The sequence below is a fragment of the Streptomyces sp. NPDC006326 genome (assembly GCF_040612915.1).
GTDB lineage: Bacteria > Actinomycetota > Actinomycetes > Streptomycetales > Streptomycetaceae > Streptomyces.
Map to the genome: position 1 here is coordinate 59,090 of NZ_JBEXRC010000031.1, position 18,686 is coordinate 77,775.

Sequence of the window (18,686 nt, forward strand, 5' to 3'; positions counted from 1 at the left end):
GCGGGCTCACATCCGGAAGACGCCGAAGCCGCCGCGGGCGCCCTCGACGGGGGCGTTGTGGACGGCCGACAGGCACAGGCCGAGGACGGTACGGGTGTCGCGCGGGTCGATGACCCCGTCGTCGTACAGCCGCCCGGACAGGAACATCGGCAGGGACTCGGACTCGATCTGCGCCTCCACGAAGGCCCGCATCCCGGCGTCCGCCTCCTGGTCGTACGGCTGCCCCTTCGCGGCGGCGGACTGCCGCGCGACGATGGAGAGCACGCCGGCGAGCTGCTGGGGGCCCATGACGGCGGATTTGGCGCTGGGCCAGGCGAAGAGGAACCGGGGCTCGTAGGCGCGGCCGCACATGCCGTAGTGGCCGGCGCCGTAGGAGGCCCCGATGAGTACGGACAGGTGGGGGACGCGGGAGTTGGAGACCGCGTTGATCATCATCGCGCCGTGCTTGATGATGCCGCCCTGCTCGTACTCCTTGCCGACCATGTAGCCGGTCGTGTTGTGGAGGAAGAGCAGCGGGATGTCGCGCTGGTTGGCGAGCTGGATGAACTGCGCGGCCTTCTGCGACTCGGCGCTGAAGAGCACGCCCTGCGCGTTGGCGAGGATGCCGACCGGGTAGCCGTGGAGGGTGGCCCAGCCGGTGACCAGACTGGTTCCGTACAGCGGCTTGAACTCGTCGAAGTCCGAGGCGTCGACGATGCGGGCGATGACCTCGCGGGGATCGAAGGGAGTCTTCAGGTCGGCGGGGACGATGCCGAGGAGTTCCTCCGGGTCGTACGCCGGCTCCTGGGCGCGCGGCGGGTCCGGGTGCGGCTTGCGGTGGTTGAGGCGGGCCACGACCCGGCGGGCCTGGCGGATCGCGTCGTGCTCGTCGAGGGCGTAGTGGTCGGCGAGGCCCGAGGTGCGGGCGTGCATGTCGGCTCCGCCGAGGGACTCGTCGTCGCTCTCCTCGCCGGTGGCCATCTTGACCAGGGGCGGACCGCCGAGGAACACCTTGGACCGGTCCTTGATCATGATGGTGTGGTCGGACATGCCGGGGACGTACGCGCCTCCGGCGGTGGAGTTGCCGAAGACGACGGCGACGGTGGGGATTCCGGCGGCGGAGAGCCGGGTCAGGTCGCGGAAGATCGCGCCGCCCGGGATGAAGATCTCCTTCTGGGAGGGGAGATCGGCGCCGCCGGACTCGACGAGGCTGATGCAGGGCAGGTTGTTCTGCCGGGCGATCTCGTTGGCCCGCAGGGCCTTCTTGAGGGTCCAGGGGTTGGACGCCCCGCCGCGGACGGTGGGGTCGTTGGCGGTGATCAGGCACTCGACGCCCTCGACCGTGCCGATGCCGGTGACCATGGAGGCGCCGACGGGGTAGTCGCTGCCCCAAGCGGCCAGCGGGGACAGCTCCAGGAACGGGGTGTCCGGGTCGAGGAGCAGTTCCACGCGTTCGCGGGCGAGGAGCTTGCCGCGGGTCCGGTGGCGGGCGGTGTACTTCTCGCCGCCGCCGAGGAGGGCCTTGGCGTGTTCGGCATCGAGCTCGGCGAGGCGTTCCTGCGCGGCGGCGCGGGCGGCGGCGAACTCGGGGGCCTGGGGGTCGACGGTGCTGGTGAGACGGGTCATGGGCCGGTCCCCTCCGGGGCGGGCAGCAGGTGGGCGGGGATGTCGAGGCGGCGGGCGCGCAGCCATTCGCCGAGGGCTTTGGCCTGGGGGTCGAAGCGGTGGGCGGAGGCGACGCCGTCGCCGAGGAGGGCGGTGACGGTGAAGTTCAAGGCCCTGAGGTTCGGCAGGACATGCCGCTCGACGGCCAGACCGCGGGTCTCGGGCAGCAGGTCCTTGAGGGTGTCCACGGTGAGGGTGCGCCGGAGCCACTCCCAGGCGGCGGCGGTCTCGACCCAGACGCCGATGTTGGCGTCACCGCCCTTGTCACCGCTGCGCGCCCCGGCCACCGCCCCGAGCGGCGCACGGACGGTGGGCCCCGCCGGGTCCGGGGCCGATGGCTGCCGGCTTCCGGGGCCGGCCGGGGCCGGTGACTGCCCGTCCTCGGGCTCCGCCGGGGCCGGTGGCCCGGGGCGGGCGGACCCTGCGGGGCCCTCCCCCGCAGGGCCTCCTGCCTGGCCCGGGGGCTGCGGCCCAGCCCGCCCGTCCCGGGGCTCCGCCACGGGCCCGGCGGGGTCTCCACCCCCGGACTGCGGCGCCTCGAAGGGCGGCGGGGACGGGATGGGCTCGGCACATCCGGCCCGCGCAGCGTCCGCGCGCACGGGCGTGGAGCGCCCGTCGCGGGGCCCGGGGGCTCCGACCCCGGTTTGCGCACGGCGCGGGGCGGAGGAAGGAACCCGCGCGGCGGGGATCGGCCGGCGGGTGCCGTCCGGGAGGACCGCCACGTGCGGGACCTCCTCGGCCGGGACCGGGGCGGAGGTGAACACCCCGTACGGCTGGGCCGGCCCCGGCGGGGCCGTGACGTGGAAGCCCGGGTAGCTGCCCAGGGCGAGTTCGACGGCCGCGGAGGTCAGCGCGCGGCCCACGCGCTCCGGCGAGGGGTCCCGGACCACCAGTCGCAGCAGCGCGCTCGCGGTTTCCTGTGTCGGGGCGTCCTCGTGGTCCGTGCGGGCCAGGGTCCAGGCGACCGAGGAGACCGGCGCCAGCACCTCCGCCAGCTGCGCGCGCACCAGGGCCGCCTTCGCCTCGATGTCGAGGCCCGTCAGCACGAAGACGACCTCGTTGCGCCAGCCGCCGATCCGGGTGATCCCCACCTTCAGGGTGGCGGGCGGCGGCTCGCCCGCCACGCCCGAGATGCGGACCCGGTCGGGACCCTCCTCGGTCAGGCGGACCGTGTCCAGGCGGGCCGTCACATCCGGGCCGAGGTAGCGGACGCCCTGGGTCTCGTAGAGCAGTTGGGCGGTGACGGTGCCGGCCGAGACCACCCCGCCCGTACCCGGGTGCTTGGTGATCACCGCCGTGCCGTCCTCGGAGACCTCCGCCAGCGGGAAACCGGGCCGACGGACGTCGTGCGCGGTGAAGAAGGCGTAGTTCCCGCCGGTCGCCTGGGTGCCGCACTCCAGGACGTGGCCCGCGACCACCGCTCCCGCCAGCCGGTCGTGGTCGTCCGGCGCCCAGTCGAACCACCACGCCGCCGGCCCGCTGACCAGCGCCGCGTCCGTGACCCGGCCGGTGACGACCACGTCCGCGCCCTCCCGCAGGCAGGCGGTGATGCCCGCCCCTCCGAGGTAGGCGTTCGCGGTCAGGGCGCCCTCCGCCCCGGCGTAGGGCATCAGGTCGTCGCCCTCGACGTGGGCGACCGCGACCGGCACCCCGACCTCGGCCGCCAGCGCGCGGATCGCCGCGGCCAGCCCCGCCGGGTTCAGGCCGCCCGCGTTCGCGACGATCCGTACGCCCCGCTCGTGCGCCAGGCCGAGGCCTTCCTCCAGCTGGCGCAGGAAGGTCTTCGCGTAGCCGAGGTCGGGGTTCTTCAGCCGGTCGCGGCCGAGGATCAGCATGGTCAGCTCGGCCAGGTAGTCCCCGGTCAGTACGTCCAGGGGTCCGCCGGTCAGCATCTCGCGCAGGGCGTCGAAGCGGTCTCCGTAGAAGCCGGACGCGTTCCCGATCCGCAGCGGACGGCGCGGCACGGAGCGGCGGGGCATCGGGCCACGGGCCACCGCGCGACCGGTCACCGGGCGTCTCCCGGTGCGCGGCCCGGGCCCGCAGGGCCCGCGAAGGCCTGGGCGATGTCCAGCCAGCGGTCGGCGTCGGGGCCGGTCGCCCTCACGGCCACGTCCGAGCGGTGGGCGCGCTGGGTCACCAGGAGGCAGAAGTCGAGCGCCGGGCCGGTGACCTGCTGCGCGGCGTCCTCCGGGCCGTACGACCAGAGCTCGGCGCCGTCCGGGGAGCGCAGTTCCACCCGGAACTCCGCGGCCGGGGCGGGCAGTCCGCGGACCGCGAACGCGTAGTCCCGGGCGCGTACGCCGATCCTGGCCACGTGCCGCAGCCGGGCGGTCGGGGTGCGGCGGACGCCGAGGGCGTCGGCGACGTCCTGGCCGTGCGCCCAGGTCTCCATCAGCCGGGCGCTCGCCATCGACGCGGCCTTCATCGGCGGCCCGAACCAGGGGAAGCGGGTGTCCGGCGAGGCCGCCGCGAGGGCCGCGTCGAGCGCCGTGCGGGTGGTCCGCCAGCGCTCCAGCAGCTCGCCGGGCGGCAGCGCCGCGCCCTCCTGCGCGCCCTCGTCCACGAAGGCGTCCGGGGCCGCGAGGGCCGTCTCGGTCAGGCGGGCGAAGCCGGGGGTGTCGGTGAGGGAGAGCAGCGCGGCCCGGTCCGTCCAGTGCAGGTGGGCGATCTGGTGGGCGACGGTCCAGCCGGGGGCGGGGGTGGGCCGGGCCCAGTCCGCCTCGGACAACCTCCCTACCAGGCGTTCCAGTTCGAGGCTCTCCTCGCGCAGATCGGCATGGACGGCGACAGCGGACGGATCGGGCACTGCGTGCTCCCCTCTCGGCGTGAGGGAAGAGTGGCAGCCCGCAAGAAAACAATCAAGCATGATTGCATGATTTGGCCGCCGACCGCCGCCTTCCCGCCACCCGCCTCAACCGCGGTCGAGGGGGGCGCCCATTGACCGCGGGACCGGACACGGCAGGTCCGGCGGCCCGCGAACCCGGCGACCACACCGGGCGATTCAGGCCGTACATCCCCAACTCGCCAAAGATCACCGGATCTCGCACCGATACTGAACGCTTCGTCCCCCCACCCCGGGCCAACCGACGAAGAGGATGAACCGACGTGACCGACGTGACCGGCAGGAACCCAGCCGCCTCCTCCCTCTATCCCGAGCTCGACGCGGGCACCCTCACCGCCTTCCTCGCCGCCCTGGAGAGCGGCGACGTCACCGGCCTCGCCCCGGCCCGCGCCGCCGAGATCGCGGACGTCCGCTCCGTCGCCGTCTTCGGCCGCGTCAAGGTCGCCGGCACCGACGGGGACCTGCTCGACGCCGCGCTGTGGCGGCACACCGGGAACGGGCCGCGGCCGGTGATCGTGATGCCCTCGCCGTGGACGAACCACGGCTGGCTCCCGTACGTCGTCCAGGCGAGCGTCTTCGCGGCCCGCGGCTACAACGTCCTCGCCTACAGCGCCCGCGGCTTCGCCGCCTCCGAGGGCCAGGTCGACGTGGCGGGCCCGCTCGACGTCGCCGACGGCAGCCGGGCCCTGGACCACCTCATCGAGCGCACCGCCGGGCCGGTGACCCGGATCGGCTTCCTCGGGGACTCCTACGGCTCCGGCATCGCCCAGCTGGTCGCCGCGCACGACACCCGCGTCGACGCGGTGGTCGCCCTCAGCACCTGGGGCGACCTCGGCGAGGCCTTCTACGAGAACCGCACCCGCCACGTCCGCGCGGTGGAGGCGCTGCTGCACGCGGCCGGCCGGGCACGGCTGAGCCCGCAGACCCAGAGCGTGTTCGAGAACGTCCTCGCCAACCGCGACATCCGGGGCACCCTGCGCTGGGCCGAGCAGCGCTCCCCGTACAGCCACGTCAAGGAGCTCAACCGCCGCCAGGTGCCCGTCTACTTCGCGCACGCGTGGCACGAGACCCTGTTCCCGAACAACCAGACGCTCAAGATGTTCAACGAGCTCACCGGCCCCAAACGCCTCGACCTCTCCATCGGCGACCACTCCGGGCCGGAGATGACCGGCATGATCGGGCTGCCCAACCGGATCTGGACGAACGCCCACCGCTGGCTGGACCACCACCTCAAGGGCGTCGACAACGGCATCGCCGACGAGGGCCAGGTCCTCGCCGAGGTCATGTGGGGCCGCACCCTCGAACCACGGCCCACCTGGCCCTCCGTCACCGAGGACGTACGCCGCCTGCACCTGGCCGGGACCGGCGAGCTCACCGACGCCCCCGACGCCGGCTGGAGCGCGAGCGTCCTGTGCGGGGTGGACACCCCCGCCACCGTCGCCGACGCGGTCGTGCTCTCCGGGTACAACGAGATCGCCGGCCGCCCGAAGACGTACCGCACCGGCGACATCGACCGCTCCGTCGCCGCCGTGTGGGCCGCCGACCCGGAACCGGAGACCGCCCGCCTGCGCGGCATACCCCGGCTGCGCGTGACGTACCGGGCCGCGAACTCGAAGTCCACCTTCGTCGCGTACCTGCTCGCGGTCGCACCCGACGGCACGGGCCACATCGTCACGCACGCCCCGTACACGGACCTCGACTCCCCGCCCGACAGCCTCGTCCGCGCCGACATCGAGCTCCAGGCCACGGCGTACGACGTCCCCCGCGGGCACCGGCTGATGCTGGTGATCGACGCACGCGACCCGTTCTACGGGGACGCCAACCTGCCGCGCGCCACCCTCGCCTTCACCTCCCCCGAGACCACCCCGTCCTACCTGGACCTGCCGCTCGGCTAGACCGCCGCGCCGCGTCCGCCGACCCCCTCGCGCCGGCCCCTCGCGCCGGCCCCGTCCCGCCGGCCCCCCGTACCGGCGGGACGGGACTCACGCGGTACGGGCCAGGTCCATCGTCCAGTTGAGGAGCCAGCGGTCGTCCCCGTCGACGCAGAAGTACTGCTCCCACCGGGCGGAGTCCTCCGTGATGTCCCGCCACACGAACCGCACCCGGACCGCCTGGCCCTCGTAGGTGTCCTCGCCCTCGAAGACGCCGGTGCCCCCGCGGAACCCGCCGACCACCGGCGGGAAGAGCGTGCCGGTGCGCCCGCTGGCCCAGTACAGCGACCACTGCTCCCGCTCGGGGTCGTACAGGCGCAGGGTGAGCCCGGCGAAGCCCATCGTCGGGAACTCGATCTCGTCGAAGCTCGCGCGTCCGTCGAAATGGCGCGAGGCGCGGGACACCGCCGGGAACTCCTCCCACGCGCTGTCCGCGTCGAGGAAGTCGGTACGCCGCCGATTGGTGACGTCCCAGGTGCCGAGCAAGAAGTCGAAGTCGTTCATGGCACGAACCTAAGAGCCCTCCACTGACATCCTGTGGCAGTGAAGTCCAGCCGACTCCTCTCGTTCCTCCTCCTGCTCCAGACCCGCGGGCGGATGACCGCCGCCGAACTCGCCGACGAGCTGGAGGTGTCCGTACGCACCGTCTACCGCGACGCGGAGGCGCTGGCCGCGGCGGGCGTACCGCTGTACGGGGACGCCGGCCACAGCGGCGGCTACCAGCTCCTTGCCGGCTACCGGACCCGCCTGACCGGCCTGAACTCGGGCGAGGCGGAGGCCCTGTTCCTGACCGGCATGCCGGGCCCCGCGGCCCAGCTCGGCCTCGGCCGGGCCCTGTCCGCGGCCCAGCTCAAGCTGCGCGCCGCCCTGCCGCCCGAGCTGCGGGAGCAGGCGGACCGGATGCGCCTGCGGTTCCACCTGGACGCCCCGGGCTGGTACGCGGAGCACGAGGACACCCCTTACCTCGCCCAGGTCGCGGACGCGGTCTGGCGCGGCCGGGTGATCGAGGTCCGCTACCGCCGCTGGAAGGAGCCCCGGGAGGTCGACCGGCGCCTGGCCCCGTACGGGCTGGTCCTGAAGGCGGGCCGCTGGTACCTGGTGGCCGCCCCCGCCCAGGCCGAGCCCCGCACCTACCGCGTGGACCAGATCCTGTCCGTCACCGAAACCGAGGACCGCGCCGAGCCGCCCCACGGCTTCGACCTGGCGGCCCACTGGCACCGCACCCAGACCGACTTCCACGCCCGGCTGTACCCGGAGCAGGCCCTGGTACGCCTCTCCCCCCGCGCCGCCACCCGCCTGACCGGCGCCCAGGCCCGGGCCCTGGCCGCCACGGCCGAACCCGACCCCGACCTCCCGGGCTGGACCCGCGCGCTCCTCCCGATCGAGTCCCACGCCCAGGCGCAGGAGCAGTTCCTGTCCCTCGGCCCGGACGCAGAGGTCCTCTCCCCACCCTCCCTCCGAGCCGCCATCCGCACGGCCCTCCACACCATGACGACCCGCTACGCCTGACGCCGGTCGGCGGCTTCGCTCAGCGGGGAGCCGCGTGCCGCCGCCGGGCCGGAGCGGGCGGGCGGGGCCGGATCAGGCTTCCGTCGGGCGGGGCTGGGAGCGGACCGCGCCCATGGAGGCCGCGATCACCAGGGCGATGGCCGCCGCGTCCAGCGCGGACAGCGCCTGGTGGAGGATCAGGAAGCCCGCCGTGGCCGCGATGGCCGGCTCCAGGCTCATCAGGATCGCGAAGGTCGGGGCCGGCAGCCTGCGCAGGGCCAGCAGTTCCAGGGTGTACGGCAGAACCGAGGACAGTACGGCGACCCCGACGCCCAGCCCCAGCGTGCTCGGCACCAGCAGCGCCGGGCCCGCTTCGTACACGCCCAGCGGGAGCGACAGCACCGCCGCCACCGCCATGGCCAGCGCCAGGCCGTCCGCCTGCGGGAAGCGGCGGCCGGTACGGGCGCTGAAGACGATGTACGCGGCCCACATCGCGCCCGCCCCCACCGCGAGGGCCGCGCCCAGCGGGTCGAGGCCGCCGAAGCCGCCTTCGCCGTGGCCGGCCAGCAGCCCCACTCCGGCCAGTGCGAGGACCGCCCACAGCAGGTTCACCAGGCGGCGTGAGACGAGCACCGACAGGGCGAGCGGGCCGAGCACCTCCAGGGTGACGGCCGGGCCGAGCGGAATGCGGTCGATGGCCTGGTAGAAGAGGCCGTTCATGCCGGCCATGGCGATGCCGAAGGCCACGACGGTGCCCCAGTCGGCCCGCGCGTACCCCCGCACCCTGGGGCGGCACACGAGCAGCAGGACCAGCGCGGCGGCGGCCAGCCGCAGGGTGACCACGCCCGCCGCGCCGGCCCTCGGCATCACCATCACGGCGAGGGCGGCCCCGAACTGCACCGAGACCCCCGCCGCGATCACGAGCGCCACCGGGCCGAGCCGGGACGGGCGCACGGGGGCCGGCTCCCCCGCCGGTCCGGATGCGGAACCGGTACCGGAAGCGGAACCGGACGGGGAAGCGGACCGCGGAGCGGTCGCCGGGGCGGAAGGGGCTCCGGGGGCGGAACCGGAAGGGGGTGCGGGGACGGGTGAGGGCATGAATCCAGACTAAGGGGTACGTAAGGCCCGTACACCCGTGTCTTGCCTTACACGCGCCTGCACCCGCCCCGGGTACACGCCGGCCTCCTCACAGGCCCTGCGCCAGTGCCTCCGCCAGGTGTGCGGCCCGGCCCCCCGCCAGTTGGGCGATCTGCGTACGGCAGGAGAAGCCGTCCGCCAGGACCACCGCGTCGGGCGGCGCCCCGCGCAGGGACGGCAGGAGCTGTTCCTCGGCGCACGCCACCGACACCGCGTGGTGGCCCGGTTCGAAGCCGAAGTTTCCGGCGAGGCCGCAGCAGCCGCCGCTGAGCTCCCCCGTCAGCCCGGCCCGTTCGCGGAGCCGGCGGTCCGCCGCGTCACCGAGGACGGCGTGCTGGTGGCAGTGGGTCTGGCCGGCCACCGGCCGGTCCAGCCGGGGCGGCTGCCAGTGCGGGGCGTACTGCTCCAGGGTCTCCGCGAAGGTGCGGACGGCCGCCGCCAGCCGGGCCGCCCGGGGGTCGTCGGGCAGCAGGGCGGGGAGGTCGGTGCGCAGGGCTGCCGCGCAGCTGGGTTCGAGGACGAGCACCGGCGCCCCCGCCCCGCCCGCAGCGTCCACCGCGTCCAGCGTGCGGGTGAGGACCCGGCGGGCCCGGTCGAGGCGGCCGGTGGAGAGGTAGGTCAGCCCGCAGCAGACTCCCGCCGGGGCGAGGGACACCTCCAGTCCCGCCGCGGCGAGGACCCGGACGGCCGCCCGGCCGGCCTCGGGGGCGAGGTACTCCGTGAAGGTGTCCGGCCAGAGGATGACGCCGGGGCTCCGCCCGCCCGCGCTCCGCCCTGCCGCCCGGCTGCGCCGCCACCACCGCGTGAAGGGCTCCGCCGCCAGCGCGGGCAGCCGCCGCTCCGGCGCCAGCCCCGCCAGCCGAGCCGCTCCCGGACCCGCCAGCCGCCCCAGCCCGTTCACCACCCCCGCCGCCCGCACCGCGGAGATCGCCCGCAGCCAGCGCGGCAGGCCTCCCAGGGTGTAGTGGGAGAGCGGCCGGATCCGGCCCGCCCAGTGGCGGTGGAGGAACTCCGCCTTGTACGTCGCCATGTCCACCCCCACCGGGCAGTCGCTGCGGCAGCCCTTGCAGGCCAGGCACAGGTCCAGGGCCTCGGCGACCTCCGTCGAGCGCCAGCCGTCCGTCAGGACCTCCCCGGCCAGCATCTCGTGCAGCAGCCGGGCCCGGCCCCGGGTGGAGTGCCGCTCCTCCCCCGTGACCCGGTACGAGGGGCACATCACCGCCGGCCCGCCGACCTCCGTCGTACGGCATTTCGCGACGCCGACGCAGCGGGCCGCCTCCGCCGCCAGCGGCGCGGCCATCGGCAGCACCGCGAAGCGGAGGTTCTCGTCGAGCCGGGCCGGCCGCACCAGTATCCCCGGGTTCATCCCGCCCGCCGGGTCCCACACGTCCTTGTACGCGCCGAACAGCCGCACCACCTCGGTCCCGTACATCCGCGGGAGCAGCTCCGCCCGCGCCTGCCCGTCCCCGTGCTCCCCCGACAGCGAACCGCCGTGGGCCACCACCAGCTCCGCCAGCTCCTCCGAGAAGGCCCGGAACCGGGCCACCCCGCCCGCCGTCACCAGGTCGAAGTCGATCCGTACGTGGACGCAGCCCTCCCCGAAGTGCCCGTACGGGGTACCGCGCAGGCCGTGCGCCGCCAGCAGCGCCCGGAACTCCCGCAGGTAGGCGCCCAGCCGGGCCGGCGGCACCGCGCAGTCCTCCCACCCCGGCCAGGCCATGCCGCCCCCGGGCAGCCGGGTCGCCGTGCCCGCCGCGTCCTCCCGGATCCGCCACAACGCCCGCTGCCCCGCCGGGTCCGCGACCACCACCGCGTCGAGCGCGTCCGCCGCCCGTACGAGGGCGTGCGCCGCCCCCTCGTCCCGCATCTCCGCGAACAGCCAGGCCCGACCGCGCGGCAGGGCCGACGCCGCGCTGCGCACCAGGTCCTCGGCCATGCCCTCCACCGTGAGCGGGGCGTACGGGAGCAGGCCCGCGGCCGCGTCGGCGGCGGCGCTCTCGTCGGCGTACCCGAGCACCGCGAGCACCGGCGCACGCGGCGCCTCCACCAGGCGGACGACCGCCTCGGTCACCACCCCCAGCGTGCCCTCGCTCCCGCAGAAGGCCCGGGCGAGCCGGACGCCCCGCTCGGGCAGCAGCGCGTCCAGGCCGCCGTATCCGGAGATCCGCCGGGAGAAGCCCCCGGACATCCCCGTGCGGAGCACCGCCAGGTTCCCTGCGACCAGCTCGCGCAGCCCGTTGGGAGCCCCCGCCCAGCCGGTGCCGATCCGGTGGACCCCTCCCCCGTACGCGGCCACCTCCAGCTCCGCCACGTTGTCCGCGGTGGTGCCCCAGGCCACCGAGTGCGCGCCGCAGGCGTTGTTTCCGATCATGCCGCCGAGCGTGCAGCGGGAGTGCGTCGAGGGGTCCGGGCCGAAGACCAGGCCGTACGGGCGCACCGCCTCCTGCAGCCGGTCGAGCACCAGCCCCGGCTGGACCACGGCGGTCCGGGCCGCCGGGTCCACCGACACCACCGCGTCCAGGTGCCGCGTCAGGTCCAGCACCACCCCCACCCCGGTGGCCTGGCCGGCGATGGAGGTGCCGCCGCCGCGCGGGACGACCGGGACCCCGGCCCCGGCGCACACCCGCAGGGCGGCCGCCACGTCCTCGGCGTCGCGCGGGCGGACCACCCCGAGCGGGACCCGCCGGTAGTTCGAGGCGTCCATCGTCACCAGGGCGCGCGCCGTCGCGCCGAAGTCCACCTCCCCGCGCAGCTCGGCCCGCAGGGTCCGCTCCAACTCCCCGGAATCCGTCACCCGTCCACCTTGCCCCGGACACGCGCGTCTCATCCGGTGGACGCGCCTCCGGGCCGCGGACCTGGACCGGATACGCTCCGCTCGTGGCTGAGATCCAGATTCCCGCTGACATCAAGCCCGCCGACGGACGCTTCGGCGCGGGCCCCTCCAAGGTGCGGACCGAGGCGCTGGACGCCCTCGCCGCCACCGGTACCTCCCTGCTCGGCACCTCGCACCGCCAGGCCCCGGTCAAGAACCTGGTCGGCTCGGTGCGCCAGGGCATCCGGGACCTCTTCTCCCTGCCCGAGGGATACGAGGTGATCCTGGGCAACGGCGGCTCCACCGCCTTCTGGGACATCGCGACCGCCGGGCTCATCGAGCGGAAGTCCCAGCACCTGACCTTCGGCGAGTTCTCCTCCAAGTTCGCCAAGGCCGCGAAGCTCGCGCCGTGGCTGGAGGAGCCGTCCGTGATCTCCTCCGAGCCGGGCACGCACCCCGAGCCGGTCGCCGAGGCGGGCGTGGACGTGTACGCGTACACCCACAACGAGACCTCGACGGGTGTCGCGGCCCCCATCAAGCGGGTCGAGGGCGCCGACGCCGGTTCCCTCGTCCTGGTGGACGCCACCTCGGGCGCGGGCGGTCTGCCGGTGGACATCACCGAGACCGACGTCTACTACTTCGCCCCGCAGAAGTCCTTCGCCTCCGAGGGCGGCCTGTGGCTGGCGGCGTTCTCCCCGGCCGCCCTGGAGCGTGCCGCTCGCGTCCACGCCTCCGGCCGGCACATCCCGGAGTTCTTCTCGCTGCCGACGGCGATCGACAACTCGCTGAAGAACCAGACGTACAACACCCCCTCGCTGTCCACCCTGTTCCTGCTGAACGACCAGCTGGAGTGGATCAACGGCCAGGGCGGTCTGGACTGGGCGACCGCCCGTACGGCGGCCAGCGCGCGCACCCTGTACGGCTGGGCGGAGGCCTCGAAGTACGCCACCCCCTTCGTCGTGGACGCCGACAAGCGTTCCGCGGTCATCGGCACGATCGACTTCTCGGACGACATCGACGCGGCCGCGGTGGCCAAGGTGCTGCGCGCGAACGGCATCGTGGACACCGAGCCGTACCGCAAGCTCGGCCGCAACCAGCTGCGGATCGCGATGTTCCCGGCGATCGACCCGGCGGACGTTCAGGCGCTGACCGCCTGCATCGACCACGTGATCGAGAAGCTCTGACCGGCAGGCCCTGACCGGTCGGATCCGGTGTACGCAGCCCCCGGCGACCTCGGTCACCGGGGGCTCCGTCGTTCCCGGACCGCACGCGATACGGTCAGGACCTCGGCATTCGGTGAATGCAGTACAGCTTGGAGGCAGCGGCGTGAGCGTGCGAGTGACGGCGGCCCAGGGCGGCGCGGACCCCTTCGGCACGGCCCGGTTGCGGCGCGGGGTGCTCGACGCGTGGGGCGCGGGCCCGGCCCGGTTCCGGGAGGACGCCAACGCCGAGGAGGACCTGGCCCTCGGCGGCTACCGCGACCGGCTCGTCGTGGAGCTGGCGCAGAACGCCGCCGACGCCGCCGCCCGGGCCGAGGTGCCCGGCCGGCTCCGGCTGACCCTGCACTCCGGCGAGGTCGGGCACACGGTGCTGGCCGTCGCCAACACCGGCGCCCCACTGGACGCGGCGGGCGTGGAATCGCTGAGCACCCTGCGGGCCTCCGCCAAGCGGGAGCCCTCCGTTCCGGGCGACGCCGCGGACACCGTGGGCCGCTTCGGCGTCGGCTTCGCGGCCGTGCTGGCGGTCTCCGACGAGCCGGCCGTACTGGGCCGGCACGGCGGGGTCCGCTGGTCCCTGGCCGAGGCCCGTGAACTGGCCCGGGAGGCCGCGAACGGCAGCCCCGGACTCGGTGACGAGCTGCGCCGCCGCGACGGGCACGTGCCGCTGCTGCGGCTGCCGCTGCCCGCCGAGGGCAGCGCGCCCGAGGGCTACGACACCGTCGTCGTCCTCCCGCTGCGCGACGCCGCCGCCGAGGACCTGGTGCAGCGCCTCCTCGACGGCATCGACGACGCCCTGCTGCTGACCCTGCCCGGCCTGCACGAGATCGTCGTCGAGACCCCGGTCGGGGGCACCCGTACGCTCCGCCGCCACACCGAGGGCGCGTACACCGTCGTCGAGGACTCCGCGGGCGGCACCCGCCGCTGGCGCACCGTCCGCCACAGCGGCCCCATCGAGCGGGCGCTGCTCGCCGACCGGCCGGTGGAGGAGCGGCTGCGGCCCGTCTGGACGGTGTCCTGGGCCGTGCCCGTCGACGCCGAGGGCGAGCCCCGCCACCCGGCCACCGCGCCCGTCGTGCACGCGCCGACGCCGACCGACGAGCCCCTCGGCATCCCCGCGCTGCTCATCGCGACGCTGCCGCTGGACACCGCGCGCCGCCACCCCGCGCCGGGGCCGCTGACCGACTTCCTGGTGGAGCGCGCGGCCGACGCGTACGCCGAACTGCTCGGGTCCTGGGACCCGGTGACCACCGCGCTCGTCGACCTCGTGCCCGGGCCGCTCGGCAAGGGCCCGCTGGACGGGGCCCTGCGCGCGGCCATCCTCCGGCGGCTGCCGCGCACCGCCTTCCTCGAACCGGCGGCCCCCGCCGAGCACGCCGAGGAGCGCTCCGCCCTGCGCCCCTTCGAGGCCGAGGTCGTCGAGGGAGCGGGCACCGACACCGTACGGGTCCTGGCCGAGGTGCTGCCGACCCTGCTGCCCGCCGGGCTGGAGCGCCGCGCCGAGCTGCGCGCGCTCGGCGTGGGCCGGCTGCCGCTGGGCGACGCCATCGAGCGGATCGCGGGCATCGAGCGCACCCCCGACTGGTGGCACCGGCTCTACGACTCGCTGGCCGGGGTGGATCCGGACCGGCTCTCCGGCCTCCCGGTGCCGCTGGCCGACGGCCGGACCACGATCGGCCCGCGGCACGTCCTGCTGCCCGACGCGGACACTCCCGCCGACCTGGCCCGGCTCGGCCTGAAGGTGGCGCACCCGGACGCGGCGCACCCGCTGCTGGAGAAGCTGGGCGCGCTGCCGGCGACCCCGCGCGCGGTGCTGACAACCCCGCAGGTCAGGGTCGCCGTCGCCGCATCGCTGGACGCCGGGGAGGTCTGGGACGAGGACGGGCTGGACCCCGACGAGCTGGCCGAGGTGGTGCTCGGGCTGGTCCGCGACGCCGATCTCGCCCCGGGCGACGAGCCGTGGCTGGGCGCGCTGGCCCTCCCCGACGAGGACGGCGAGCTCACGCCGGCGGGCGAACTGCTGCTGCCGGGCTCCCCGCTGGCCGCGGTGATCCGGGAGGACGAGGTCCCGTACGTGGACGCGGAACTGGCCGAGCGGTGGGGCGCCCAGCCGCTCACGGCCTGCGGGGTGCTGGCCTCCTTCCAGCTGGTCCGCGCCACCGACGTGGTCCTCGACCCGGACGAACTGGAGCCCCGTGAAGGGGACTACGCCGAGCCCGACGACGTCGGCCTGCTCGACGCGGTCGACGTGTGGTGCGAGGACGTGCTCGACCAGCTCCCGGACACCCCGCTCCCGCCGGTCGCCACCGAGATCATCGCCGTCCGCGACCTCGACCTGGTCGACGACGACTGCTGGCCGCAGGCCCTGGCGATGCTCGCCCAGCCCCCGCTGCGCGACGCCCTGACCCAGCCCGTACGGGTCCTGCTGCCGGACGGCACCACGCAGTCCGTGCGCCCGTACACCGCCTGGTGGCTGCGCGACCACCCCGTGCTCGACGGCCGCCGCCCGGCCGGTCTGCGGGCGGCGGGCGGCGACCCGCTGCTGGCCGGCCTCTACACCTCGGCGGACGCCACCGGATTCGAGGACGAGCAGGTCCTGCGGGCGCTCGGCGTACGCACCACCGTGGCCGCCCTGCTGGACGAGCCCGGCGGCGCGGCCGAACTGCTGGGCCGGCTGGCCGATCCGGACCGCGAGGTGACCGACCGCCAGCTGCACGCCCTGTACGGTGCCCTGGCCGATCTGGACCCCGAGCAGGTCACCCTGCCCGACGAGCTGCGGGCGGTGGTGGACGGCGCGATCCGTGTGGTGGACGCGGCGGACGCGGTGATCGCCGACGCCCCCGACCTGCTGCCGCTGACCGGCGGGCTGCCGCTGCTGCCCGTCGCCCCCGACCGCGCGGCCGACCTCGCGGACCTGCTCCAGGTACGCCGCCTGTCGGACTCGGTCCCGGCGGAGGTCACCACCCCGGGCGAGGAGCACGAGGTCCCGGAGCCGGTCCTGCTCCTGCTCGGCCCGGCCGCGCCCCGCACGTACGTCGAGCACGAGGAACTGATCGCGGGCGGCGTGGAACTCGACTGGCGGCTCACCGGGGACGGAGTGCTGCACGCCTCCACCCTGGAGGGCGTGGCGGCGGGCCTGGCCTGGTCGGCGAAGCAGTGGCCCCGCCGCTTCGAGGTCGCGGCCCTCCTGGAGGACCCGTCCCGCACGACGGAACTGGCCCGCGACCGCTGGTTCGACTGACCCGCCCGGCGCGGACGGCGGCGGCCCCGGCCTACGGGGTCTCGGCGGGGGCGAGCAGGGCGTCGGCCACCGCGGTCCGCGCGTAGAGCATGGAGCGGCCGTTGCGGTGCGCGGTGACCAGGCCCGCGTTCCGCATGGCCGTCAGGTGCTGGGAAACCCCGGCCGCCGACAGTCCGCACTGCCGGGCGAGCTGGGTGGTCGAGGCCGGGGTGTCGAGTTCGGCCAGGAGCAGCGCACGGGAGCGGCCGATGACTGCCGCGACGGCTTCGGCGGCGGCTGCGCCGGCGCGCGGCTCCCACAGCGTGCCGATCCCCCGGGCCGGATAGGCGAGTTGCGGCGCCTGGCTCACCACCGTCCGGGTCAGCACGCGAGGCCAGGCGAAGACCGAGGGCACCAGGAGCAGTCCGGGCCCCGCCTCCGCCCGGGTCGGGTGGTGGCAGTGCCGGCGGAGCAGGCGCAGGGTGCCCTCGTCCCACCGCACGGTGGCGTGCAGTTCGTTCAGGACGTGGGCGGAGCCGTGCTCGGCGACCTGCCGGGCCCGGTGGAACAGGTCCGCCTCCAGGAGTCGGCGGATGCGGGCCCAGTAGGGCGCGAGCGCGAGCTCCCAGTACGTCTCGATCTCCGCGGCCACCTTCTCCAGCGCCGCCTCCGGCTCCTCGTGCAGCTGCCGCAGACGGGCCCGGCCGGCTCCCCCCTTGGCCTCCAGGGTCTGCAGGTCCGCGCGTACCTGTTCGGCGGGAGTGCGGCGGATGGCGGCCAGCTCGGCGGGAAGGCCGGGGAACGGCCCCGGCGGGGTGGGGGTGAGGAAGTCGGCCAGATAGCCCCGGCCCGGGACGAGGTCGGCCAGCCAACCCCGGTCCAGGCCCGCGCGCAGCAGCCGGGGCCGTACTTGTGCGGCCCAACGACGGTGCAGCAGCGGCTCGGCCGGGTCGCCCAGCAGACGGAAGCTGGTGACGACCTCCCACATCGGGGAGACCGCGAACCGGGTCTGCGCCAGGTCCGTCGCCGAGAAACTCAGCCCCGATTCCATGTCTTCGCGGTACCCGCCCTTCCATGTCCCGGGCCGTGGCGGCCCGTTGGATTCGGTCTGAGCTTAATCACTGGGGTGCAGGGGCGGCGGGGCGCAGGCTCCTCGCATGCCCACCTCCTTCCGCGGACTCCCGCGCACCGTCTGGACCGTCTTCGCCGGCACGATCGTCAACCGCCTCGGCCATCTGGTCACCCCCTTCCTCGTGTTCCTCCTGGCCGACCGCGGGGTCACCGGGACGCAGACCTCGTACGTCCTCGGCGCGCTGGGGGCGGGCAATCTGCTCGGCCCGGCGGTCGGCGGGCTGCTCGCCGACCGGATCGGGCGCCGACCGACCATGCTCGTCGGGCTGCTGGGGGCCGCGGCGGCGCAGGGTGCACTGTTCCTTGCGCCGGGGGTGGCCCCGATGGCCGCCGCCGCGCTGCTGCTGAGCACCGCGTCGGCGACAGTGGGCCCTGCCGCGTACGCGCTCATGGCCGACGCCGTGGACGCGGGGCGCAGGCAGCGGGCGTACGCCCTGTTCGGCTGGGGCGTCAACATCGGCACGGCCGTCGCCGGGGTGCTCGGCGGCTTCCTCGCCGCGCACGGGTACTGGCTGCTCTTCGCGGTGGACGCAGCGACCCTGCTGGTCTACGCCGGCATCGTGGCGACCCGGCTGCACGAGCCGCCGCGCACGGCGGCCGCCCTGCCCGCGGAGTCGGGCCCGGGATACGGGGTGGTCTTCCGCGACCGGCTGCTCCTCGCGCTGCTGCCGCTCTTCGGGATCCAGCTGTTCGTGTACTCGCTGACCGAGGTCGCCCTGCCGCTCGCCGTCCACGACAGCGGGCTGCCTCCCGCCGTCTACGGGGCGCTGGCAGCGGTCAACGCGGTCCTGGTCGTGGTGCTCCAGCCGTTCGTCACGGGCCGCCTCGCCCGGCTGCCGCAGCTGCACGTGCAGGCGGCGGGCGGCGCCCTGATCGCCGTCGGGGTGGCGCTGACCGGCCTCGCGGACTCGGTCGCGGGATACGCGGCCTCGGTGGTCGTCTGGTCACTCGGCGAGGTGGTCGTGGCCGGGATCGCGGCCTCGGTGGTCGCGGGTCTCGCCCCGGCCTCCGCCCGCGGCCGCTACCAGGGCGCCTTCAGCTGGACCTGGGGCCTCGCCCGCTTCGGCGCCCTCACCCTGGGCATCACCGTGTACGCGGGGATCGGCCCGGCGGCCCTGTGGTGGGGTGCCCTGGCGGCGGGTCTGATCAGCGCTGCGGCGGTCCTCGCCCTGAGCGGCCGCATCCGCGCCCGGGGCGAGCACGGCCTCGCCGCCCAGGGCCTCGCCGCGTAGAAGCCGCGCCGGCATGCCGCGTGGAAGACGGA

12 protein-coding genes are annotated in these 18,686 nt (G+C 75.3%); 5 read left to right on the forward strand and 7 right to left on the reverse strand.

Annotated features, from left to right (window positions below):
* Window positions 1-6 precede the first annotated feature (6 nt).
* From ABZ128_RS23215 to ABZ128_RS23225, 3 genes are read right to left on the reverse strand one after another with little or no spacing between them, the layout of a single operon-like run.
* Window positions 7-1,605, reverse strand: a complete 1,599-nt coding sequence (locus ABZ128_RS23215) for a carboxyl transferase domain-containing protein (RefSeq protein WP_356850696.1) — start codon at window positions 1,603-1,605, stop codon at window positions 7-9.
* Window positions 1,602-3,623: an acyclic terpene utilization AtuA family protein gene (locus tag ABZ128_RS23220; RefSeq protein WP_356850726.1), complete on the reverse strand. Its 2,022-nt coding sequence runs from the start codon at window positions 3,621-3,623 to the stop codon at window positions 1,602-1,604. The genes ABZ128_RS23215 and ABZ128_RS23220 overlap by 4 nt, the downstream gene beginning before the upstream one ends.
* Before the next feature lie 26 nt (window positions 3,624-3,649).
* Window positions 3,650-4,450 carry a TIGR03084 family metal-binding protein gene (locus tag ABZ128_RS23225; RefSeq protein ID WP_356850697.1) on the reverse strand — a complete coding sequence of 267 codons (801 nt, stop codon included), beginning with the start codon at window positions 4,448-4,450 and terminating at the stop codon, window positions 3,650-3,652.
* A 299-nt stretch (window positions 4,451-4,749) separates the two neighbouring features.
* Here ABZ128_RS23225 and ABZ128_RS23230 point away from each other — a divergent pair, with 299 nt between their 5' ends.
* Window positions 4,750-6,381 carry an alpha/beta fold hydrolase gene (locus ABZ128_RS23230; protein WP_356850698.1) on the forward strand — a complete coding sequence of 544 codons (1,632 nt, stop codon included), beginning with the start codon at window positions 4,750-4,752 and terminating at the stop codon, window positions 6,379-6,381.
* Window positions 6,382-6,468: 87 nt separating this feature from the next.
* Here ABZ128_RS23230 and ABZ128_RS23235 read toward each other — a convergent pair whose 3' ends face one another.
* The gene (locus ABZ128_RS23235; protein WP_356850699.1) at window positions 6,469-6,921 is read right to left on the reverse strand and encodes a hypothetical protein; all 453 of its coding nucleotides are present in this window, start codon (window positions 6,919-6,921) and stop codon (window positions 6,469-6,471) included.
* Window positions 6,922-6,960: 39 nt separating this feature from the next.
* Between ABZ128_RS23235 and ABZ128_RS23240 the strand changes: the two genes are divergently transcribed.
* The gene (locus ABZ128_RS23240; protein ID WP_356850700.1) at window positions 6,961-7,926 is read left to right on the forward strand and encodes a WYL domain-containing protein; all 966 of its coding nucleotides are present in this window, start codon (window positions 6,961-6,963) and stop codon (window positions 7,924-7,926) included.
* 72 nt (window positions 7,927-7,998) lie between these two features.
* On the opposite strand, the gene ABZ128_RS23245 is transcribed toward ABZ128_RS23240, so the two are convergent.
* Both ABZ128_RS23245 and ABZ128_RS23250 read right to left on the reverse strand, forming a co-directional pair.
* On the reverse strand, window positions 7,999-9,003 hold the full coding sequence (locus ABZ128_RS23245; protein WP_356850701.1) for an EamA family transporter: 1,005 nt from the start codon (window positions 9,001-9,003) through the stop codon (window positions 7,999-8,001).
* An 88-nt stretch (window positions 9,004-9,091) separates the two neighbouring features.
* Window positions 9,092-11,869 carry an FAD-binding and (Fe-S)-binding domain-containing protein gene (locus ABZ128_RS23250; RefSeq protein ID WP_356850702.1) on the reverse strand — a complete coding sequence of 926 codons (2,778 nt, stop codon included), beginning with the start codon at window positions 11,867-11,869 and terminating at the stop codon, window positions 9,092-9,094.
* 50 nt (window positions 11,870-11,919) lie between these two features.
* On the opposite strand from ABZ128_RS23250, the gene serC reads away from it, so the two are divergent.
* Together serC and ABZ128_RS23260 are read left to right on the forward strand one after the other, a co-directional pair.
* Complete coding sequence (gene serC / locus ABZ128_RS23255; protein WP_356850703.1) at window positions 11,920-13,038, forward strand: phosphoserine transaminase; 1,119 nt, start codon at window positions 11,920-11,922, stop codon at window positions 13,036-13,038.
* Between the two features lie 142 nt (window positions 13,039-13,180).
* Window positions 13,181-16,312: a molecular chaperone Hsp90 gene (locus ABZ128_RS23260; RefSeq protein WP_356850704.1), complete on the forward strand. Its 3,132-nt coding sequence runs from the start codon at window positions 13,181-13,183 to the stop codon at window positions 16,310-16,312.
* Between the two features lie 31 nt (window positions 16,313-16,343).
* On the opposite strand, the gene ABZ128_RS23265 is transcribed toward ABZ128_RS23260, so the two are convergent.
* Window positions 16,344-17,342 carry a DUF5937 family protein gene (locus ABZ128_RS23265; RefSeq protein WP_356850705.1) on the reverse strand — a complete coding sequence of 333 codons (999 nt, stop codon included), beginning with the start codon at window positions 17,340-17,342 and terminating at the stop codon, window positions 16,344-16,346.
* Between the two features lie 106 nt (window positions 17,343-17,448).
* On the opposite strand from ABZ128_RS23265, the gene ABZ128_RS23270 reads away from it, so the two are divergent.
* Entirely contained in the window at window positions 17,449-18,654 is a 1,206-nt protein-coding gene (locus ABZ128_RS23270; RefSeq protein WP_356850706.1) for an MFS transporter, read from the forward strand.
* Window positions 18,655-18,686: the final 32 nt, after the last annotated feature.

Excerpts from the sequence above, each read along its gene's own strand:
- ABZ128_RS23215 (WP_356850696.1), bottom strand. The coding sequence starts at position 1,605 with ATGACCCGTCTCACCAGCACCGTCGACCCCCAGGCCCCCGAGTTCGCC.
- ABZ128_RS23220 (WP_356850726.1), bottom strand. The coding sequence starts at position 3,623 with ATGCCCCGCCGCTCCGTGCCGCGCCGTCCGCTGCGGATCGGGAACGCG.
- ABZ128_RS23235 (WP_356850699.1), bottom strand. The coding sequence starts at position 6,921 with ATGAACGACTTCGACTTCTTGCTCGGCACCTGGGACGTCACCAATCGG.
- ABZ128_RS23245 (WP_356850701.1), bottom strand. The coding sequence starts at position 9,003 with ATGCCCTCACCCGTCCCCGCACCCCCTTCCGGTTCCGCCCCCGGAGCC.
- ABZ128_RS23250 (WP_356850702.1), bottom strand. The coding sequence starts at position 11,869 with ATGAGACGCGCGTGTCCGGGGCAAGGTGGACGGGTGACGGATTCCGGG.
- ABZ128_RS23265 (WP_356850705.1), bottom strand. The coding sequence starts at position 17,342 with ATGGAATCGGGGCTGAGTTTCTCGGCGACGGACCTGGCGCAGACCCGG.
- ABZ128_RS23270 (WP_356850706.1), top strand. The coding sequence starts at position 17,449 with ATGCCCACCTCCTTCCGCGGACTCCCGCGCACCGTCTGGACCGTCTTC.